The organism is Bartonella eidoli (assembly GCF_036576145.1).
Taxonomy (GTDB): Bacteria; Pseudomonadota; Alphaproteobacteria; order Rhizobiales; family Rhizobiaceae; genus Bartonella.
Window position 1 is genome coordinate 101,593 of record NZ_JBAFWX010000002.1, and the last position, 19,933, is coordinate 121,525.

General features: G+C 32.7%; 12 protein-coding genes and 3 tRNA genes. 7 read left to right on the top strand and 8 right to left on the bottom strand.

Annotated features, from left to right (window positions below; translation table 11 throughout):
* The first annotated feature begins 5 nt into the window (after positions 1 to 5).
* The 4 genes from V5N68_RS01980 (at position 6) to V5N68_RS01995 (ending at position 6,471) form a co-directional block, all read left to right on the top strand.
* Positions 6 to 82 (top strand) — tRNA-Pro (locus tag V5N68_RS01980).
* A 97-nt stretch (positions 83 to 179) separates the two neighbouring features.
* Complete coding sequence (locus V5N68_RS01985) at positions 180 to 485, top strand: ETC complex I subunit (protein ID WP_332065520.1); 306 nt, start codon at positions 180 to 182, stop codon at positions 483 to 485.
* Between the two features lie 33 nt (positions 486 to 518).
* Positions 519 to 595 (top strand) — tRNA-Arg (locus tag V5N68_RS01990).
* Positions 596 to 1,437: 842 nt separating this feature from the next.
* The gene (locus V5N68_RS01995; RefSeq protein WP_332065521.1) at positions 1,438 to 6,471 is read left to right on the top strand and encodes a DEAD/DEAH box helicase; all 5,034 of its coding nucleotides are present in this window, start codon (positions 1,438 to 1,440) and stop codon (positions 6,469 to 6,471) included.
* A gap of 910 nt (positions 6,472 to 7,381) precedes the next feature.
* Here the strand turns inward: V5N68_RS01995 and V5N68_RS02000 are convergent.
* From V5N68_RS02000 to V5N68_RS02015, 4 genes are all read right to left on the bottom strand, one after another.
* Positions 7,382 to 7,454: transfer RNA gene (locus V5N68_RS02000), tRNA-Thr, on the bottom strand.
* 163 nt (positions 7,455 to 7,617) lie between these two features.
* Positions 7,618 to 8,961 (bottom strand): acetyl-CoA carboxylase biotin carboxylase subunit, encoded by a 1,344-nt coding sequence (gene accC, locus V5N68_RS02005; RefSeq protein WP_332065522.1) that lies wholly within the window; start codon positions 8,959 to 8,961, stop codon positions 7,618 to 7,620.
* A gap of 14 nt (positions 8,962 to 8,975) precedes the next feature.
* Positions 8,976 to 9,467, bottom strand: coding sequence for an acetyl-CoA carboxylase biotin carboxyl carrier protein (gene accB / locus V5N68_RS02010; RefSeq protein ID WP_332065523.1), 492 nt, complete (start codon positions 9,465 to 9,467; stop codon positions 8,976 to 8,978).
* Between the two features lie 266 nt (positions 9,468 to 9,733).
* Positions 9,734 to 10,600, bottom strand: a complete 867-nt coding sequence (locus V5N68_RS02015; protein WP_332065524.1) for a DsbA family protein — start codon at positions 10,598 to 10,600, stop codon at positions 9,734 to 9,736.
* 308 nt (positions 10,601 to 10,908) lie between these two features.
* On the opposite strand from V5N68_RS02015, the gene glpD reads away from it, so the two are divergent.
* The 3 genes from glpD to V5N68_RS02030 all read left to right on the top strand — a co-directional run bounded on the left by glpD (position 10,909) and on the right by V5N68_RS02030 (position 14,815).
* Complete coding sequence (gene glpD, locus V5N68_RS02020) at positions 10,909 to 12,420, top strand: glycerol-3-phosphate dehydrogenase (RefSeq protein WP_332065525.1); 1,512 nt, start codon at positions 10,909 to 10,911, stop codon at positions 12,418 to 12,420.
* Positions 12,421 to 12,468: 48 nt separating this feature from the next.
* Positions 12,469 to 13,449, top strand: coding sequence for a tRNA dihydrouridine(20/20a) synthase DusA (dusA, locus tag V5N68_RS02025; RefSeq protein WP_332065526.1), 981 nt, complete (start codon positions 12,469 to 12,471; stop codon positions 13,447 to 13,449).
* A 367-nt stretch (positions 13,450 to 13,816) separates the two neighbouring features.
* Positions 13,817 to 14,815 (top strand): nicotinate-nucleotide--dimethylbenzimidazole phosphoribosyltransferase, encoded by a 999-nt coding sequence (locus V5N68_RS02030; protein ID WP_332065527.1) that lies wholly within the window; start codon positions 13,817 to 13,819, stop codon positions 14,813 to 14,815.
* Positions 14,816 to 15,155: 340 nt separating this feature from the next.
* Here V5N68_RS02030 and V5N68_RS02035 read toward each other — a convergent pair whose 3' ends face one another.
* The 4 genes from V5N68_RS02035 to rnr form a co-directional block, all read right to left on the bottom strand.
* Positions 15,156 to 15,782: a uracil-DNA glycosylase family protein gene (locus V5N68_RS02035; RefSeq protein WP_332065528.1), complete on the bottom strand. Its 627-nt coding sequence runs from the start codon at positions 15,780 to 15,782 to the stop codon at positions 15,156 to 15,158.
* A 27-nt stretch (positions 15,783 to 15,809) separates the two neighbouring features.
* Entirely contained in the window at positions 15,810 to 16,439 is a 630-nt protein-coding gene (locus V5N68_RS02040) for a thermonuclease family protein (RefSeq protein WP_332065529.1), read from the bottom strand.
* 219 nt (positions 16,440 to 16,658) lie between these two features.
* Positions 16,659 to 16,826, bottom strand: a complete 168-nt coding sequence (rpmG, locus tag V5N68_RS02045) for a 50S ribosomal protein L33 (RefSeq protein WP_332065530.1) — start codon at positions 16,824 to 16,826, stop codon at positions 16,659 to 16,661.
* 829 nt (positions 16,827 to 17,655) lie between these two features.
* Positions 17,656 to 19,932, bottom strand: coding sequence for a ribonuclease R (gene rnr / locus V5N68_RS02050; protein WP_332065531.1), 2,277 nt, complete (start codon positions 19,930 to 19,932; stop codon positions 17,656 to 17,658).
* Position 19,933: the final 1 nt, after the last annotated feature.

The following is a 19,933-nucleotide window of genomic DNA, read 5'->3' on the forward strand; positions in this document are numbered from 1 at the left end:
AATGGCGGAGCGTAGCGCAGCCTGGTAGCGCACCTGATTTGGGATCAGGGGGTCGTAGGTTCAAATCCTATCGCTCCGACCATGTTTATGGAGAACATAGTTTAATTTAGTTTTATGGGTTAATCCGTGATGGAGAGGTCATCTATTAAAGCTTTGTGTAGTTTTAAAGGAAGATAGCCGTGATTGCGCGTATTTATAGTCCTGCGAAAACTGCTATGCAGTCAGGGAGAAGGAATAGTAAGTTTTGGTTTTTGCAGTATGAGCCAACACGGGCAAAAATGCTTGAGCCTCTCATGGGTTATACGGCGACGTCTGATATAAATAATCAGATCAAAATTCGGTTTAATAGTAAGGAAGAGGCAATAGCTTTTGCGCTAAAAAATGCTATCCCTTATCGTGTAGAAAAAATGAATAAATCGATGCGGCGTATTGTTTCTTATTCTGATAATTTTCGTAGTGATAGGCAGCAATCTTGGACACATTAGTAGAAAATGCTGTTTTGGATGATAAAAACAGTTGGTCCCGTAGCTCAGCTGGATAGAGCAACGGCCTTCTAAGCCGTGGGTCACAGGTTCGAATCCTGTCGGGATCGCCATGTTTTAGCAGTGAATAAGCTGTATAAAAGTAAAGAAATTCTTTTGTGTTGTTTGCATTTCTTGAATTATTGGTTTTAGGATATTTTAATTACGCGTTTTTGAAAAATTTTCTTTAAAATTGAGAAATATTAGTAAGATTTAGTACTCTTTATACACAATCAGTGTACGCGCCGGCTATAGAAAATAATGTATTTTAGATGCGTGTTTTTGGTATCTCTTTGTATTATTTTCTTCTTTATCAAGAAAAAGATGTAATATAATTTCTTAATAGATAGTATTTTTACTAAAGACACGCTGTTAATGTGTGTATGATTTATCCAATATTTTGTGGTAGAGGCGTTCGTTTTTAGCAATAATTATATGGGGTAGGGCATAAAGTTCTTCTAAAATTTGAGCCGTAATGGTAGAAATAGAATATACCTCAATGGTTAAGGGCTTTCTTGTGAATATTAAAAGAAACTCTTGTAAAGTTATTTTTGTTTAGATGTAAAGCATTTAATTTTTTTGTTATTTAATATCTGTAATTTGTAATTTTCACGTTTCAAAAGCGCCAGCTTCTAATGAAGCCTTATTTTTATATAAAAATGATGATATCGTATAAATTTATTATCAAACTGGATAGAGAAACACTTTAAAGAACGATTTCCTATGACTGCAATATAAAAAAAATAAAATTTTTAGCTTTAGCATAAATTATATTTTAAATATCAAGCTCATACAACCTTATAATATTAGATAAATTATTCAATAATTTCACCCTTAATATTTTACTATTCATCAATAGATTAATATACACATCCTAATAATTAATAATATATTTTGATAACTGGAGCTGATCTTCATGAGTGACTTTAAGAAATTACTTACTTCTCTGCATGAAAAGGCGGTTACAGAACATGATCAAGTAATTAATTTAAAAAAATTAATGATAGAATACTTTCAAATAGAGCCGTATTTTGAACGCTTATATACAAAGGTGCTCTTTTACGTTGATTGGGTGGAGCAGTATGGACAGAAATTCGGTATTACTTCAAGGCAGAATACAGGTATCGATCTCGTTGCTGTTACGGTTAAGGGGGAGGAACAGTTTCACGCTATTCAGTGTCAAAACTACGATGAAAATTATACCATTCAAAAGAGGGATATTGAAAGTTTTTTTACTGAATCGGAAAAGGTGTACTTCAAACAGCGTATTATTGTTTCAACAACATTAGCATCATGGTCAAAAAATGCTGAAGATGTTCTAAAAAAACAGAAGTCTCCTATTATAAAAATTACTTTACAAGATTTAGAAAATAGCTCCATTGATTGGTCTAAATATCTTGAATTTGGTAAACTTTGGCGCAAATCTAAAAGAGGAGTGCGTTCTCATCAAAAAAAAGCTGTTAATGATGTTTTAGCAGGGTTGAAGTTTGCTGATCGTGGTAAGCTAATTATGGCCTGTGGAACAGGAAAAACATTTACTTCCCTCAAAATTGCAGAAACCCTTGCGGGACAAGGTAAAAGGGTTCTTTTTTTGGTTCCTAGTCTTTCCTTATTAACTCAAACATTGAGGGAATGGAATCGAGAGGCTGAAATTCCTTTACAAAGTTTTGCCGTTTGTTCAGATAATACCATAGCAAAAAATGATCAATATTCGGAGGCGCGATATCTTGCATATCCTGCAACAACTAATGCTTCTGATTTAAGAGAAGAGATGGCTTTGCGGCATAGCGATAGTGCTATGACAGTGGTATTTTCAACTTATCATTCCATTAATGTTATCAGGAATGCTCAATATAATAGAGATAATCCTATTCCTGCTTTTGATCTTATTATTTGTGATGAAGCTCATCGGACAACTGGATTTACGTATGATGGTGAAGAAGATTCTGTATTTGTTCGGGTGCATAGTAATGATTATGTTATTGCTAAAAAACGGCTATATATGACTGCCACACCGCGTATCTATGGAGAAAATTCCAAGAGTAGAGATGACGTTGAGCTGTACTCTATGGATGATCCATTATGGTATGGAGAAACTTTACATACCTTAACTTTTTCAGAAGCGGTTTCTTTGGGATTACTGGTCGATTATAAAGTTATTATTCTAGCCGTTGATGAATCTCATATCAAGCAGTCAGTTCTTTTGGATATAAATAATGATATTCAGATTGATGATGCTGCAAAAATTATAGGGTGTTGGAAGGCTTTATCAAAATATCACTCTGTCGAAAGGGCTACAGATTCTTTCAGTCCTATGCGGCGTGCAGTTGCTTTTTGTCAAGTTATTAAAGAACAACCCAAAACAAGATTAAAGTCTTTATTAAGCAATGTGCATGATGGAAAGGCACCACACCGAGTTAGCTCAAAGCTTATTGCTAAGCATTTTCAAAATGTTGTTGAGATATATCAAAAAAGAGAACAGCAAAATATTTTTAGGAAGAATCCAGGGGCATTATTAAATCCTGCTTTATCTATGACTTTCGAAGTAAAGCATGTGGATGGTAGTATGAGTACCAGAGAAAAAGAGGGGTGTCTTGAATGGTTTAAAGAGGGAATTCATGCACATAAAAATTGTTGTAAGATTCTTTCAAATGTACGTTGCCTTTCAGAAGGAATAGATGTTCCTGCTCTTGATGCTGTTATTTTTCTCACGTCTCGTGCTTCTAAAGTTGATGTTGTTCAAGCGGTTGGTCGGGTCATGCGACAAGCTCCAAACAAACAACTTGGCTACGTTATTTTACCTGTTGTTATTCGAACAGGAAGTAATCCGGATAAGATACTGAACGATAATTCTTATAAAATTGTTTGGCAGGTTTTGAATGCTTTACGGGCACACGATGATCGTTTTGATACGACCATCAATAAAATTGAATTAAATGGTCACGCTCAAGATAGGATCGAAATTATTGCTGTTACAGAGGATATCAGTCAAAAAAATACAGAGTATCAAAATGGATTAAATCATAGCAAATCTCTAGGTAATCATGAGATTACTTCTACTTTTGGACAAAGCGTTTTAGATATCTTTTATATGGAAAAAGTTGAGCGTGCTATATTTTCTAAAATTGTCGAAAAATGTGGAAATAAGCACTATTGGGAAGGTTGGGCAAAAGATATTGCAAGGATTGCAGAATCTCATATTGATAGCATTAATGCTATCCTTGAAGATAAAGAAAATACAGAAGAAATTAATATATTTAATAATTTTGCTAAAAAATTACGAGCAGCTCTTAATGACAGTGTAAGTGATACTGAAATTATTGAAATGTTAGCGCAACATCTTATTACAAAACCTGTTTTTGATGTTCTTTTTGAGGAATATAAATTTACTCAATTCAACTCAGTTTCTATAGCTATGCAATGTGTTGTTAATAAATTAAGTAAACATGACTTGGACAAAGAACACGATAGTTTGCAAGGGTTTTATGCTTCAGTTAAACATAGGGCAAAGGGAATAGATAGCGCTGAGGGAAAACAGAAAATCGTTGTGGAGCTATACGATCATTTTTTCCGAAAAGCCTTCCCAAAAATGGCTGAACGCTTAGGCATTGTTTATACTCCAGTTGAAGTAGTTGATTTTATTCTTCACTCTGTTGAGCATATTTTAAAAACTGAATTGGGCAGTAGTTTAGCTGATGATAATGTTCATATTTTGGATCCTTTTACAGGAACGGGGACTTTTATCGTACGTCTTTTACAAAGCGGTATTATTCCTAGGAATAAACTACTTCAAAAATACAAATATGAAATTTATGCTAACGAGATTGTTTTATTGGCCTATTACATTGCAGCTATTAATATTGAAACAGTCTATCATTCACTTTTTTCCAAAATTGTATCTAGCCAGAATAAAAGTAATTTACAATCTAGAGCCTATGAGCCCTTTAAGGGGATTTGTTTAACTGATACGTTCCAGTTAGATGGGAAAAAAGATTTCATTGATAAAGTTTTAGTAGGAAACAGGGGTCGTCTAAAAAGACAACACAGTTTTCCAATTGTGGTTATTGTTGGAAATCCCCCTTATTCAGTTGGGCAAAAAAATGAAAATGATAGCAATAAAAATATAAAATACCCTCATTTAGATGAGCGTATTAGGAAAACTTACGTACAATATTCTTCAGCAACTTTGCAGAGGCAGTTGTATGATTCTTATGTTCGGGCTATTCGTTGGGCTTCAGATTGTATTAAAGAGTGTGGCGTAATTGGTTTTGTTACTAATGCAAGCTTTATAGATGCCCGCACAATGGATGGTTTGCGAAAATGCTTGGTAAATGAATTTAGCAGCCTTTATATTTTTCATTTGCGTGGAAATTGCAATACTTCTGGTGAAAAGCGTAAAAAAGAAAATGGCAATATTTTTGGTTCAGGCAGCAGGGCTCCCATAGCAATTTCTATTCTCGTCAAAAATCCAGATGAAAAACAACAGGGAAAAATTTATTTTAAGGATATTGGGGATTATTTATCATGTCAACAGAAACTGGATATTCTCTTTAAAAGTAAAAGCATTGCCGCTATTAAGGATTGGAAGAAAATTATCCCAGATCAATTTAATGACTGGGTCAGCCAGCGCGATCTTAATTTTGATAAATATATTGGTTTGGGAGATAAAAAGGATAAGTTATCTGCAACAATTTTCGAGAATTATTCTCAAGGAATAATGACGACAAGAGATGCTTGGTGTTATAATTTTTCTCAAAAAAAATTGCGTAATAATATGAAGCGGATGGTTAATTTTTATCATTCTGAATTAAAAAGAATGAAGAGCGATAATCTTTCAGTTTCCGAAAAAACATTTGATCAAACCGTGAGTTTAGATTCTTCTAATATTAATTGGAGTAGGGGACTAAAAAAAGCCTTTGTGAAGGGTATACAACACCAATATGATAATACAAGAGAAGTGAAAGGTATCTATCGTCCATTTACGAAACAGATGCTTTATTTCGATAAAAATTTCAATGAAGTGCAGTATCAAATGCCGAAGATATTTCCTAATGGAGGTGGTGGCAATATTGTGATTGTAACTGCGGGAAAGGGAACATTAGGAGCGTTTTCATCCCTTATAGTTGATATGGTTCCTGATTATGGATTGATTTCTTCTTGTCAATGTTTTCCATTATATCTTTATGAACGTGCAGAATCTTTGGAAAAATTATCTTTAGTATCGAGAGATAAGACTGTTGATTATTTGCGGCGTGAAGCTATTACTGATCAAGCGCTAAAATATTTTGAAGGGGTTTATTCAGGAGAAACTATCAGTAAAGAGGATATTTTTTATTATATCTATGGTTTATTGCACAGTAAGGATTATAGGGAACGTTATGCAGATAACTTAGGAAAACAAATACCTCGAATACCTTGTGTTAGGAGTTTTGCTGATTTTACTACTTTTATGCAGGCAGGTCGCAATTTAGCGGCACTTCATCTGAATTATGAAACTGTGCCACTTTATACAAAAGTTAACCTTATCAGTAAGATAAAAAATTTAAAACTGACAGAGCAACGGGTAACTGGTGGGGATGATACAGATTTTTATGTCAAAGAAATGAAGTTTGAAAAGAAAAAATATCTAGAAGATAGAAAGATTATGAATGACAAAAGTACTGTTATTTATAATAGCAAAATTATTATTGAGAATATTCCTGAAGATGTTTATAATTATATTATCAATGGTAAGCCTGCTTTAGAATGGGTAATGGATCGTCAAGTCATAACAACCAATAAAGATTCCATGATTACTAATGATGCTAATGATTGGGCTGTTGAAGTAATGGGGAACGCTCGCTATCCTTTGGAATTGTTTTTAAGGGTTATCACGGTCAGTTTGGAAACATGCAATATTGTCAATAACTTACCAAGGTTAGATATTAAAAGTTATGATTATGTAGCCTAATATGTATTTAAAAAAAACTTTTTGGTATTTTTTGTAGTACCGCAGAAGAGATGAAGCCTTTATATAAATGATTCAGAAAGTTAGTCCAACCTTATTATAGGTTTTAGGCTTGCGTGCGTTTCTTTTGTTATTTTTTTTCTTTCTCGATATGGAGAGAGTTTCTTTATTTACAATTTTCATTCATATTTTCAAGATGAGTGTGCTTATTTGTGTTTTTATAAAAGAAAGCATTGTGATTACATCTTGTAGACAGTGAGTAATTTGTAATTCTTTTTTGTTGTAAAATTCTAATAAATATAAGATGAAGATTTTTTGAGATTAATTTTTTAAATTCAAAAGCAGTTCTTTCTATTCAAGAACTAAACTATGATGATAATTATCATACGATTCCAACTCAAAATAAAATATTAGATATAAGCTTCTTTAAAAAATTATTGATGTTGTGAACCAGCCTTTCCATCATCTATTTTTCTTATAAAAAATATTTTTCAAGAATTAAAGAGCTTATGATACAGAAAAAATTAATGTAACTTTTGTTTATATTTGTCTAATTTAATTTTTTTCTGAATTATTCAGGATAATTTTTATTTTTTGTAAGCAGGAAGATTGATTGATAGCGTTTTTATTTGTTCAAAAAAAAATTCTTAAAAAGCTCACATTAAGAGTTTATACATTTAGATTTGAAAACAGAAACACTTATAAAATAACGATTAGATTTTCATTTAAGATATAGACAGTAAAGTTTTTAGATTTAATGAGTTTGCGAAGTTTCTGCTAAAAAATCTAAATGATACAATAAAAAATTCAAAAAAATACGCTTTACAAAGTAGAGCTCTAAAATTTTTTTTTCTCTATTTTTCTTCTCTCATTCTTCAACTTTTAAAATGAGAAACAATCAATAACAAAACGGTGCCCCCAGAGAGACTCGAACTCCCGACCCCCTGATTACAAATCAGGTGCTCTACCAACTGAGCTATAAGGGCACTTTCCTGTAGCAAGTAACACAAACTTACAAAAAGAGAAATAAAAAACTATTAAATTTTGTAAAAAAAATCACAAATTAACGGTTTTTTTCATTATTTTATTTTCTTTAGAACAATATTTAATAAAGCTATTGAGGAAAGCTTGTAATCTGATCTATTTAAATTACGAATTTGAAGAAAGATATTTTTCTAGCCAGTGAATATTATAATTGCCATCTGCAATATCTTGATTATTAATAAGGTTGCGAAATAGAGGTATTGTAGTTTTAATTCCATCCACTACGAATTCATCTAAAGCACGTCTTAACCGCATCATGCATTCTAAGCGCGTACGCCCATGAACGATCAATTTTCCAATCAAACTATCATAATAAGGGGGAATACGATAACCTGAATAAGCGCCTGAATCAATACGGATTCCTAAGCCTCCAGGTGTATGAAAATGTGTAATAATTCCTGGTGATGGCATAAAATTAACGGGATCTTCTGCATTGATGCGACATTCAATAGCGTGACCAGAGAAGCATATATCATCTTGTGTTACTGAAAGTCCTTGACCAGATGCAATATGAATTTGTTCATGAACTAAATCTATACCTGTAATTGCTTCAGTTACAGGATGCTCAACTTGTAAACGAGTATTCATTTCAATGAAATAAAATTCACCATTTTCATAAAGGAATTCAATAGTTCCTGCTCCACGATACTTAAGTTTTGCGCAAGAACTCGCAACAATACTACCAATTTTTTGACGTTCAGATTCATTTAATGCAGGCGAATTAGCTTCTTCCCATATTTTTTGGTGACGTCGTTGAAGTGAGCAATCACGTTCTCCTAAATGGATAGCGTTTCCGTTCCCATCACCTATAACTTGAACTTCAATATGGCGTGGTTTTTCGAGATATTTTTCAATATAAACTGCGTCATTTCCAAAAGCCGCTGCAGCTTCTGAACGGGTTGTTTTGAGAGCTATGGAAAATTCTTTTTCAGAATGAACGACTTTCATACCGCGTCCGCCACCACCTGCTGAAGCTTTAATAATAACGGGATAACCGATTTCACTAACAACACGCAAAGCTTCTGCTTCTTCTGTGATTTCTCCATCTGAACCTGGCACTACAGGAATTCCAAGTTTTCTAACGGTTTTCTTTGCTTCAATTTTATCACCCATTATACGAATATGGGCAGCTGTTGGACCAATAAATGTAATATTATGAGCTTCTAAAACATCTGCAAATTTTGCATTTTCAGCAAGAAAACCATAACCTGGATGAACAGCATCAGCTCCTGTAATTTCACATGCAGCAATAATTTGATGAATACTTAAATAAGAATCCCGAGTTGAGGGGGGGCCAATACAAACGCTTTCATCAGCAAGACGAACGTGCATTGCATCAGCATCAGCAGTTGAATGAACAGCTACGGTTTTTATTCCAAGTTCTTTGCAGGCTCGCAAAATACGAAGAGCAATTTCTCCTCGATTAGCAATAAGAATTTTTCGAATCATAATTACCCCTCACTTTACTCAACGATAATAAGTGGTTCACCAAATTCTACTGGTTGACCATCTTTAACTAAAACGGCTGTTACTTTACCTGAGCGAGGTGATGGAATTTGATTCATTGTTTTCATTGCTTCAATGATAAGTAATGTTTGTCCCTCAGAAACATTTTGTCCTACTTCAACAAAAAGTTGTGCACCTGGGGAAGGTGCAAGATATGCTGTTCCAACCATTGGAGATGTGACTGCATTTTTTGACTTATCTTCTTGTGTAGGAGTTTCCATTGTTGGAGTTGGGGAAGGTGTAGTGACAGGAGGAGTAGAAATGGGAGTGTAGATTGTTTGTTCTGGAGAAGTGATTGAGGTATTTTGACGTGACACACAAATGCGCATTCCACCCTGTTCAAGTTCGATATTAGTTAAATTGGTGTCATTCAAGATTTCAGCAAGGTCGCGAATAATTTTTGTATTAATTGTCGTCTGTTTTGTCGCGTCCATTTTTTTTGTGGTCATTTTATTTTAAACTCCTTGATCAACGAAGATCATCACTATTTTTATTTTGTGACTGAATATTTTTAGACTCTGGATGACTTTATTTTGAAGCCCTTATTATTTTCCTGATAGCTTTATCACCTAATACTTACTAATATAAACTTCTTAATTCAAAATCATTATTCAATATAAAGGTTGCATTCATAAGCTTTTTAGTAAAAATGAAAAATCATTAAATAATTTAATCTACGCTATTTTTTATAAAGTTGGTAGAATAAAAAAAATGTTTACTGCATATTTTGTATTTCTTCTCTTAAAACATCTTCACTTACAGCTCCAATAAATAGTTTATTACCAATTATATAAGAAGGAGTGCCGGTTATATTTAATGTAGAAGCAATTTGGATATTTTGTTTAAAGGAATTTTGCAAATTAGTATCTTGTATTGCGTTCCGCAATTTTTTTTCACTTGCTCCTAATGAAATTGCTACTTTCAAAGCTGTAGCTTCATTTGCACGGCCCGGCTGGGTTAAAAGAGTTTCATAAAATTGAGAATATTTTTCTGGAAATTCTTTTCTAAAGGCATAGGCAACAGTGTGTGCTGCTATAGAATCATTTCCCAAAATTGGTAAGTCTTTTATGATTACCTGTAAGTCTGGATGTTCTTTGATTAAATTTTTTATATGTGCATAAGATTTTTTACAAAAGCTACAATTATAATCAAAAAAATTAACAAGGACTATCTTACCATTTGGATTTCCTAAAATAGCATCATGAGGAGATTGAAAAATTTCCTTCTTTAATAAATGAATGTTAGAAGCTTGTTCTTGAGCTCTTTGTTTTCTTTGTTCTTCAAATTTTTCTTGAAGGGCAAACTGCATTTGTATCATAATTTCTGGATTAGTGAGTAAATAATTTCTTATAATCTTGCGGACATTATGCTCATCGATGTGTGGTGCAATTTTCTCTCTTAGTTTAGATAAAAAGGACGTATCCTCTAAAAGTTGCTCTTTAAAATTTTCTAAGTCTGAATAGGTTTTTATATTTTCTTTTGATAAAGCGGGGGAGGAAATTAAAGTGCTCAATATAGTAATGGTTGTAGCTAAAAATTTTGTAATGAGTGTTTTTTTTGAATATTGAGGCTGATAGATCATCTGTATGCCTTCGTATTTTTTTGTGATATCGATTAAACTAGCGGGTAAAATATATGAAAACTATTGTAGACATGCAACAAAGCATTTAGCTGTTATGTGAATTTAGTTTATTGCAAAAAAGATATCGATTCTATAACAAAATTATACAATGCGCATTATACAATGATTATATTTTTAGAATGTTTTAAATTTTTCTCTTTTTTGTAGAAAAACACGTTAATAATTAAATAAATAACATTGAGTTTGACTTTGACTGTAGCTTGATTGGGTACAGAGAAACTATGAATTTAATATGAAAAGTAGGAATTATGAAAACCGCAGCACATTATGATTTGTTTATCATTGGTGGAGGGATAAACGGATGTGGGTTAGCGAGAGATGCATCTGGGCGTGGATTTAAAGTAGGGTTGGCTGAGATGAATGACCTTGCATCAGGAACATCAAGTGCATCCACAAAACTGATTCATGGAGGTCTTCGTTACCTTGAACACTATGAATTTTCACTTGTCCGTGAAGCATTAAAAGAGCGTGAAATTATTTGGCGTATGGCTCCACATATCGTGCGTCCTTTGCGTTTTATACTTCCTTATCACAAAAAGATGCGTCCTGCTTGGATGTTACGGTTTGGACTTTTTATCTATGATTATCTTGGGGATTGGAATCAGAAGTTGTGGCGTAGTAAAACTGTTGATTTTTCAAAAGTTTTTAAAAATACCCTTAAAGGGGAGTATCGTAAAGGCTTTGAATATTCTGATGCAAGAGTAGATGATGCACGTTTGGTAATTGCTAATGCACGTGATGCTCAAAAATTGGGTGCTGATATAAAAGTACGGACGGAAGTTCTTTCCTTAAAGAAGAACGGCAAAAATTGGTTTGTGATTCTTCAAGATAAATTAAGTGGTAAGAAATATTGTGTTACGGCTTCTTATATTGTCAACATGACAGGACCTTGGATTAATCGTATTTTAGAAAACTTATTAGACTGCAAAGAACATGCGCCAGTACGGCTTGTTAGAGGTTCTCATATTATAGTGCCTAAGCTTTATACTCATGATCGCGCTTACATTTTTCAAAATAATGATGGGCGTATTATATTTTCTATTCCATATCAAGAAGAGTTTACGTTGCTTGGAACGACAGATTGTGACTATCAAGGAAATCCTGCTGATGTGCATATTACGGATACAGAGATTGATTATATTTGTACAGCAGCGAGTGAATATTTCGTACAGCCAATATTGCGTAAAAATATTGTGTGGACGTATTCTGGTGTTCGACCCCTTTATAATGATGGATCTTTAAAAGAACAACAAATTACGCGTGATTACGTTTTAAAAGAAATGGGGGAAGAAAGGGGGCCTCGAATTCTTAATCTTTATGGTGGTAAAATTACGATTTATCGAAAATTAGCTGAAGATGTGATGAAGTTTGTTGAAAAAGCTCTTGGTAAGAAGGGAGCACCATGGACAGTTAATTCAACACTCCCTGGAGGTAATTTTTTATGTAATGAGCTAAATGTAATTGAGAATGACATAGCTCGTTTGATTCCAGGTTTAGATACTTTTACGCATCGGAGACTTGCTCGGTCTTACGGTTCTGAAGCATTGACGATATTTGCCAATGGTAAAGCAGATAAAGGAAAAAATTTTGGGCATGAACTTTATGAAATAGAAGTAAAGTGGTTAATGGAAAAAGAATGGGCTAAGACATCTGAAGATATTTTATGGCGCCGTTCAAAACTTGGACTTTTGTTTACTAAAGAAGAGTGTGATTCCCTTTCTGCTTATATGCAAAGAAAATTAGAAATTGAGCAAAATTAAGGTGGATATGTGAAAAAATCTTAATAAGAATGTAGGATAATTAATTCGTTGGTAATTTATAGTTTTCCATCACCTGTGAAGTTTGCAGTAGCTCCAATGCTGGATTGGACCGATCGGCATTGTAGATTTTTTTATCGCCTTTTAACAAAAAAGGCATTGCTTTATACTGAAATGATTGTGGCAGATGCTGTAATTCATGGTTCTCGCAAACAGTTATTATCTCTGAATCATGTAGAGCATCCGATTGCATTACAACTAGGAGGGTCAGATCCGCAAAATTTGGCAGAGGCTGCACGAATTGTGGAAGATTTTGGCTATGATGAAATAAATCTCAATGTTGGTTGTCCATCAAATCGTGTTCAAGCAGGTGTATTTGGAGCTTGCTTGATGTTACATCCTGACATTGTAGCAAGTGCTGTGGAAGCTATAAAAAAAGCTGTTACTGTGCCTGTAACTGTCAAATGCCGAATAGGTGTGGATGATCAAGATGAAGAGTTAGCATTAGATTTTTTTTCTGATCAAGTTTGGAATGCAGGCTGTGATGCAATTTGGGTGCATGCTCGCAAAGCATGGTTACAAGGATTAAGTCCAAAAGAAAATAGAGATATTCCTCCACTTAATTACGAAAGAGTCTATAAATTAAAACAGAAATATCTCAATAAATTTATAGGAATAAATGGTGGTATTAAATCAATAGATGAAATAAAACAGCATTTATCTTTGTGTGATGCTGTTATGGTTGGTCGGCAAGTCTATCATAATCCTACTTTATTAAAGCGTATTGATTCTGAAATATATGGTGAATTGCAGAATGATTTGAGCGATTCTGATCTTATTCAGGCTATGTGTAGTTATGCTTCACAATATATAGCATCTGGAGGGCGGCTTTCTCATGTCACACGTCATATGATTGGTTTGTTTCATGGTTACGGCGGAGCACGTCGGTGGCGACAAGTATTGTCAAATGATGCAATAAAAAGAGATGCAGATGTGCGTGTTTTAAAAGAAGCCTTTTCTTTTATTGTTTAAAAGGGATTTTATTTAATTTTATATGTTAAGGTGATATGCTTTTTTTATTTTATAAGAATTTTGAAACGTTTCAGATTTGTAAATTTTAAAAAAATTTTTATAAAAAAGCCGCTAGTACCATATGCAGAATATATGCTGATAAATATTTATTCGATATACAAATAGAATAAATAATTGATAATGTTATTAATTTTAAATAGATCAAATAATAATTTGATTTTTAAAATTTAATAAAAAGCAATCTCGTGAGTCATGTTTAGCATGTTAATATGTTAATAATTTCTTCTAAAAAAATAATAAATTATTTATATCCTATTTATATGACAAGGTTTTTATTGTGCATTATAGGTTTTAAAAAGGTGTCTTAATGACCGTTAGTCCATTTGATGATTTTCGCGCTTTACTCACAAATTTACCTGTTGCTGATGAGTTTTCTATAGTTTTGGCAAAAAAAAGGCAAAAAAATTTAACAAGAGTGCGAGGGTCGCTAGGAAAATTAGGGGATATTGCTGTCTGGTATGCTGGATGGAGGGGGGTAGGTAAGCCTGTTGTAATGAGGCCTTTGGTAGCCATTTTTGCTGGTAACCATGGAATTACAGATGAAAATATTACACCATTTCTGCAGTCTATGACACAAGAGATGGTAAAAAAGTTTTCAGATGGTGGTGCTGCTATTAATCAAGTTTGTATAGCTTATGATCTTGGATTAAAAATATTTGATCTGGCGTTGGAATATCCTACAATGAATATTACTAGGGATGCAGCAATGGATGAACGTAGTGCGGCTGCTACAATGGCATTTGGAATGGAATCTATTGCTGGTGGAACGGATCTTTTGTGTATAGGTGAAATGGGAATTGGAAACTCAGTAATAGCTTCAGCTTTGTGTTTAGCTTTGTTTGGTGGAGAAGTTGAGGAATGGGTGGAGAGTAGTATAGAATCTGAAAAAAGTTTTTATCAGCGTAAAATAGCAGCAGTTAAGACAGCTGTTTCTTTACATAAACACCATTTTGATGATCCTTTTGAAATAATGCGTTGCTTAGGAGGACGTGAAATTGCGGCTATAGTGGGTGCTATTTTAGCTGCAAGGATGGAAAAGATACCAGTTATTTTGGATGGTTTTGTGGCAACAGCAGCAGCGGCGATACTTTATAAGATGCACCCCAGAGCTCTTGATCATGCAATCGTTGGACATGTTTCTTCTGAGTTGGTGCATCGTAAGCTTTTAGAAAAAATTGGGAAAGAACCGCTTTTAGATTTAAATATGAATGTTGAGGAAGGGGTTGGAGCTGCTGTAGCTGCTGGTATTGTTAAGGCTGCTGTTTTAACACATACACAAATGATTCCTATAAAACAGGAAGATTAAATTTTTTAAATATGATATTTATTTAATTTTTCTATGTTATTTTGTACAAAAATACAATTAAATTAAATATTATCAAATTCTTAATATATCTTATTATAAAAATAGATGAAGTTTCTGTATAATTTTTAATGAATTTATGATTTTCATGTAAGTGAAATAATAAAGTGTATAAAAAAAACAGCTATTGACCAATAGAAACACACTATCTTTTGAATTTTGAGATTTGCAATAAAAAAGCTCCAAAGATTTGGTCTTTTCAACAGTTTTAGAAAGAAGAGCATTAAATTTTTGAAAAAGACGCAAAATTTTTTAAAGCTGATTTTTATGTTATATACTCAGCTTATAAAAGTTCACGCACTAAAGTGCGAAGATAGGTAAGAAGCTCATCATTAAACCAAGGGTTTTTTTGTAACCAAGAAATGTTTCTCCATGAAGGATGAGGTAACGGCATAACATTGTAGCCTCGAGGCTGACGCACAGAAAGAATATTTTTCCAATCACTAACTGTTTCTGAAACTGTTTTATGCTTTAATTGCGCAATATGCCATTTCTGTGCATAACTTCCGATGGCAAGAACGAGCTTTATTTGTGGCATAGCTTGAAATATCTTTTCATGCCATATTTCTTTACATTCACGCCTTGGTGGTAAATCAGATTTATTTTTATCATAACCTGGAAAACACAACCCCATAGGAACTATAGCAAATAAAGCTCTATTATAAAATTCACTATTCGTTACATTTAACCATTTACGCAATCTATCTCCAGAATGATCATTGAAAGGAATAGAACTTTCATGTACACGCAAACCAGGTGCCTGACCTGCGATCGCAATTGAAGCTGTATTAGATAAATAAACTATCGGATTTGGTTCATGCAGAAGAAGAGGGGGATACTTAGGATTCTTAGCACAAATACGACAAGAATAAATCTCCTTCTCAAGCTTTGTAATTTCTTTTTTCTTCATGAGAAAATAAAAGCGAATCCCTTTTCTTTATTTTTTTAGATGAGCTCTTCGCCATTCTCTTGGTTGTTGAAATTTAGATCGCCATATACCATTTTTTTTCTTCTTAGCTTCTTGCTCTTCTTTAAAGTAATCATAATAACTTACAGCCCAACCATCACGAACCATAGCTGCGTTAATATTATCGACTTTCTTTGTTTGGCATGTCGCAAGAACACGCTGATATTTATCTTTTTTATCCCAGTAACATGTAACTGGCTTATTGGCTATAAGCTTTTTTAAATATTCTTTTGCTTCAAGTCCGCATGCATATTTTGCCTTTTTTATACCACAAAATTGACGAAGTTCAGGAGCATCAATGCCTAAAAGTCGAATCTTAAGAGTAGAGATTATAATGGTATCACCATCAATGATTGCCGCACGCCCTTTAATAGACTGATTATTATTAACAGGCGCATGAGAAACAGAATATGTTTTTTTAGAGTACGCTTTCTCACACTGAAAAAAGGCTGCTTCAAAAATAAAAACAACCTTTAAAATATTTTTAGCAATCTCTTTATCATTTAGATTGCTAAAAAAGCTTTTCTTTAAAAAATTAATTTTTACCATGATACATCTGCTTTTAATACCAAATGATAAATTCTCACGAGAAATCACCACTTTAATCTTTCATTGCACAAAATAACGCGCCTACATTACTGCCAAAACACATTACGATGAAGATATAAGGAGCAAAACTCAATTGGTATTTGAAACATACAATTATGGTATATGTATGACGAATACGGTATATTCGAAGTCTCAAAAAGAAAAAAACATCTTTTAAAATGTAATTCAAAGATAAAGGTAGCTAAAATTCACCTTAATAAAAAAGTAACATCATTTAATTTTTGTTTCTTTGAACTCAACATGCTTTTTCACAATCGGATCGTATTTACGTTTAGTCATTTTATCGGTCATTGTACGACTATTTTTTTTTGTTACGTAAAAAAAACCAGTATCCGCAGTCGATAAAAGTTTAATCTTAATGGTTGCTGCCTTTGCCATAATAAGGAGTCCTACTTATGCTGAAAACGATATCACTTTATTATTTTAAATTCTAATTTCCGAATACAATCAAATTTCATTATGACACTACAAATGTTCTTAAAAAAGTCAAGAGCAGATTAGTTTTTTAATGAATTGAACTAATATAACAATATCGCATAAATAAAAAATAAATTGTTAAGGTGAGATATATAACAATCGTATTTAGATGTAGCATACTGGTTGCGTTACATAAGGATGAACTAAAATAAAAGCATATTTCTAAATAAATATATATTTAGCGATATACAAAAGTTTTATTGTGTAAAAGCAGAAAAATTTATAAGTATTTATTCAATCATTTTATATAAAAACTTCAACTAAATTCAAGATATTTGACTCATAAGTAAATAAATTTACCTTTTTATAAAATAAAAAATTGAAATTACAATAATACCGACTCTATGATGTTATTGGATAAATGTATTATTTCCCATTGTATCAAATAATGAATATTTTCATGAAAAGCGGTTTGGGTAACTATTTTGTGTTGATGATAGTTAAAATGCAAAAATTATAAAGAAATAATAGCATAGTTTATTTATTATGTATTTAATAATATAATTAATTTTTATTATTTTAAATACGTATAATTATATAATTTCAGTCATCATAGTAATATAAATAACTGATTATTTGTATATTATTTTAAATATATGTTATATAAAAATAATAATACCTACTTAAAAAGAAAATATATTATTAAATATATTACTTTCAGTAAGCTATGTGCTTTTGGAATTTATTCTTTTAAATAAGTAATTATTTACGAATTAAGATAAATACATCTTTATATATTTTGCTTATTTTTTTTATAAAAAGCATGTTTATATTTTTTGGTTATTAATTTGTTTTTATGATACGATGAAGATGAGAAAGTTATTGGGCGGGGCTCTGTTAATATTTCAAAGCACAAAGCTCCAGCAAGAGATTGGACTTTTATCAGCTTTACCTTTACTGCATCACTGAGCTGGTAGCCTTTACGGCTACGTTTTCCAATAAGAACATGTTGTACTTCATCAAAATAATAATAATCATTTTTTAGTTTAGAAATAGGTACAAAACCATCTGCTCCCAATTTATCAAGTGAAATAAAAAGACCTGCTTTTGTAACTCCGGAAATGCGACCTGTAAAAGTATGGCCGATTTTGTTCATTAAATATTGTGCAATAATTCGATCAACAGTTTCTCGTTCGGCTGTCATAGCGCGACGTTCGTGTAAAGAAATTTGGGTAGAAATTTCTGCTAGATTTTGTTCTTGTGCATCTATTAATTGATCATCTCCCAATTTTAGTGCTTTAATGAGTGCACGGTGAATAATCAAATCAGCATAACGACGGATTGGTGATGTAAAATGTGTATAGTTATGCAAATTTAGACCAAAATGACCGATATTTTTAGGATTATATTCAGCTTGAGATTGTGAGCGTAAAATTACTTGATTGACCAACTCTTGTTGTTTGGTATTCGTAACTTTTGCTAAGATGCTATTAAGATGAGCTGATGTAAGTTGTACTCCTCGGGAAAGCGATATCCCTAAACTTTGCAGAAAAGTCCGCAATATCTCTTGTTTCGCGAGAGAAGGCTTATCATGAATACGATAAATGAGTGGCTGATGATACTCTTTTAATGTTTCGGATGCTGCAATGTTGGCTTGTATCATAAACTCTTCAATTAAGCGATGTGCTTCTAGGTGCGTTTCTACTACGACATCTTTAATGCTACCTTTTTGATCAAGAATAATTTTTTTTTCTGTTATTTCCAGTTCTAGTGGCTGTCTACGATTACGCGCGATTTTAAGGGTACAGTAAGCATGCCATAATGGCTTTAAGATAGTTTCGAAAAGAGGAGCCATTTTGTCATTTATATTTCCATCAATGGCTGATTGTACTTCTTTATAAGATAATTTGGCGACTACATGTACCATAACACGATGAAAGCTATGTTTTCGTTTATTACCATTTGCATCAAAAACCATACGAACTGCTAAAGCAGGTCTATCTTTTCCTTCATGCATAGAGCATAAATCATTAGAAATGCGCTCTGGAAGCATTGGTACAACATAATCAGGAAAATAAACAGAATTCCCTCGTTTTAGCGCTTCTTTATCTAAGGGACTTCCTGTTTTGACGTAGTAAGAAACATCTGCAATTGCAACAATAATAATCCACCCACCATTATTTTCAGGGTCTTTATCCTTTACAGCATAAACAGCATCATCATGGTCTTTTGCTTCTGGTGGATCAATTGTAACGAGGGGCAATTTTCGCCAATCTTCACGATTGTTTATACCAGCCTGTTTTGCATTTTTTACTTGTTCAAGAACATCTTCAGGAAAAATATGAGGAATTCCTTTAGAAAGAAGCGCAATCATAGAAAGCGTTTTTTTGTTATCAATATGCCCTAAAACATTCTTTATTTTTGCAATTCTTTGTCCACGAACACTATTTCTTTTAATTTCAACTTCAACGAGATCGCCAGACTCTACATAAAATTCTGAAGATATATCGATAATTAATTCGCTAATTTTGCGTTCTATAGGATCAAGTCGCCATTGACTATTTTCTAACTTTTTAATTACACCAAGTATAGTTTTGGAAGGAATATCAATCTTACGAATAATTCGTCCTGTATAACGGGTATTTTGAGAACTTTTATTTTGAAAAATTTTTGCTAGAATATGATCTCCAACTCTTATTTCTTTCTTACGTAAAAATGGAAGTATTTCAATTTCTGGCTTTGGATTAGCCTTCCACTCTAGAGGGTGTGCAATAAAATTTCCCTCTTCATTACACGCATTAATTTTTACCACAGCAATTGAAGGTAATTGTTTTGCATTTATTTCCTTTGTATGCTTTGGTGCTATTAAATTATTTCTTTTCAAATCATGCAATATATTTTTTAGCCAGATACGAGAATCACCTTTTAAGTTAAAAGCTTTAACAATTTCCCGTTTATTTGATCGATTGGGGTTATCATTGATAAAAGCAAGAATTTCTGCCTTATCAGGCAGATGTTCTGCAGTACGCAATTGCAAATACTTTATTTTTTTTTCGCCTTTAACCAAA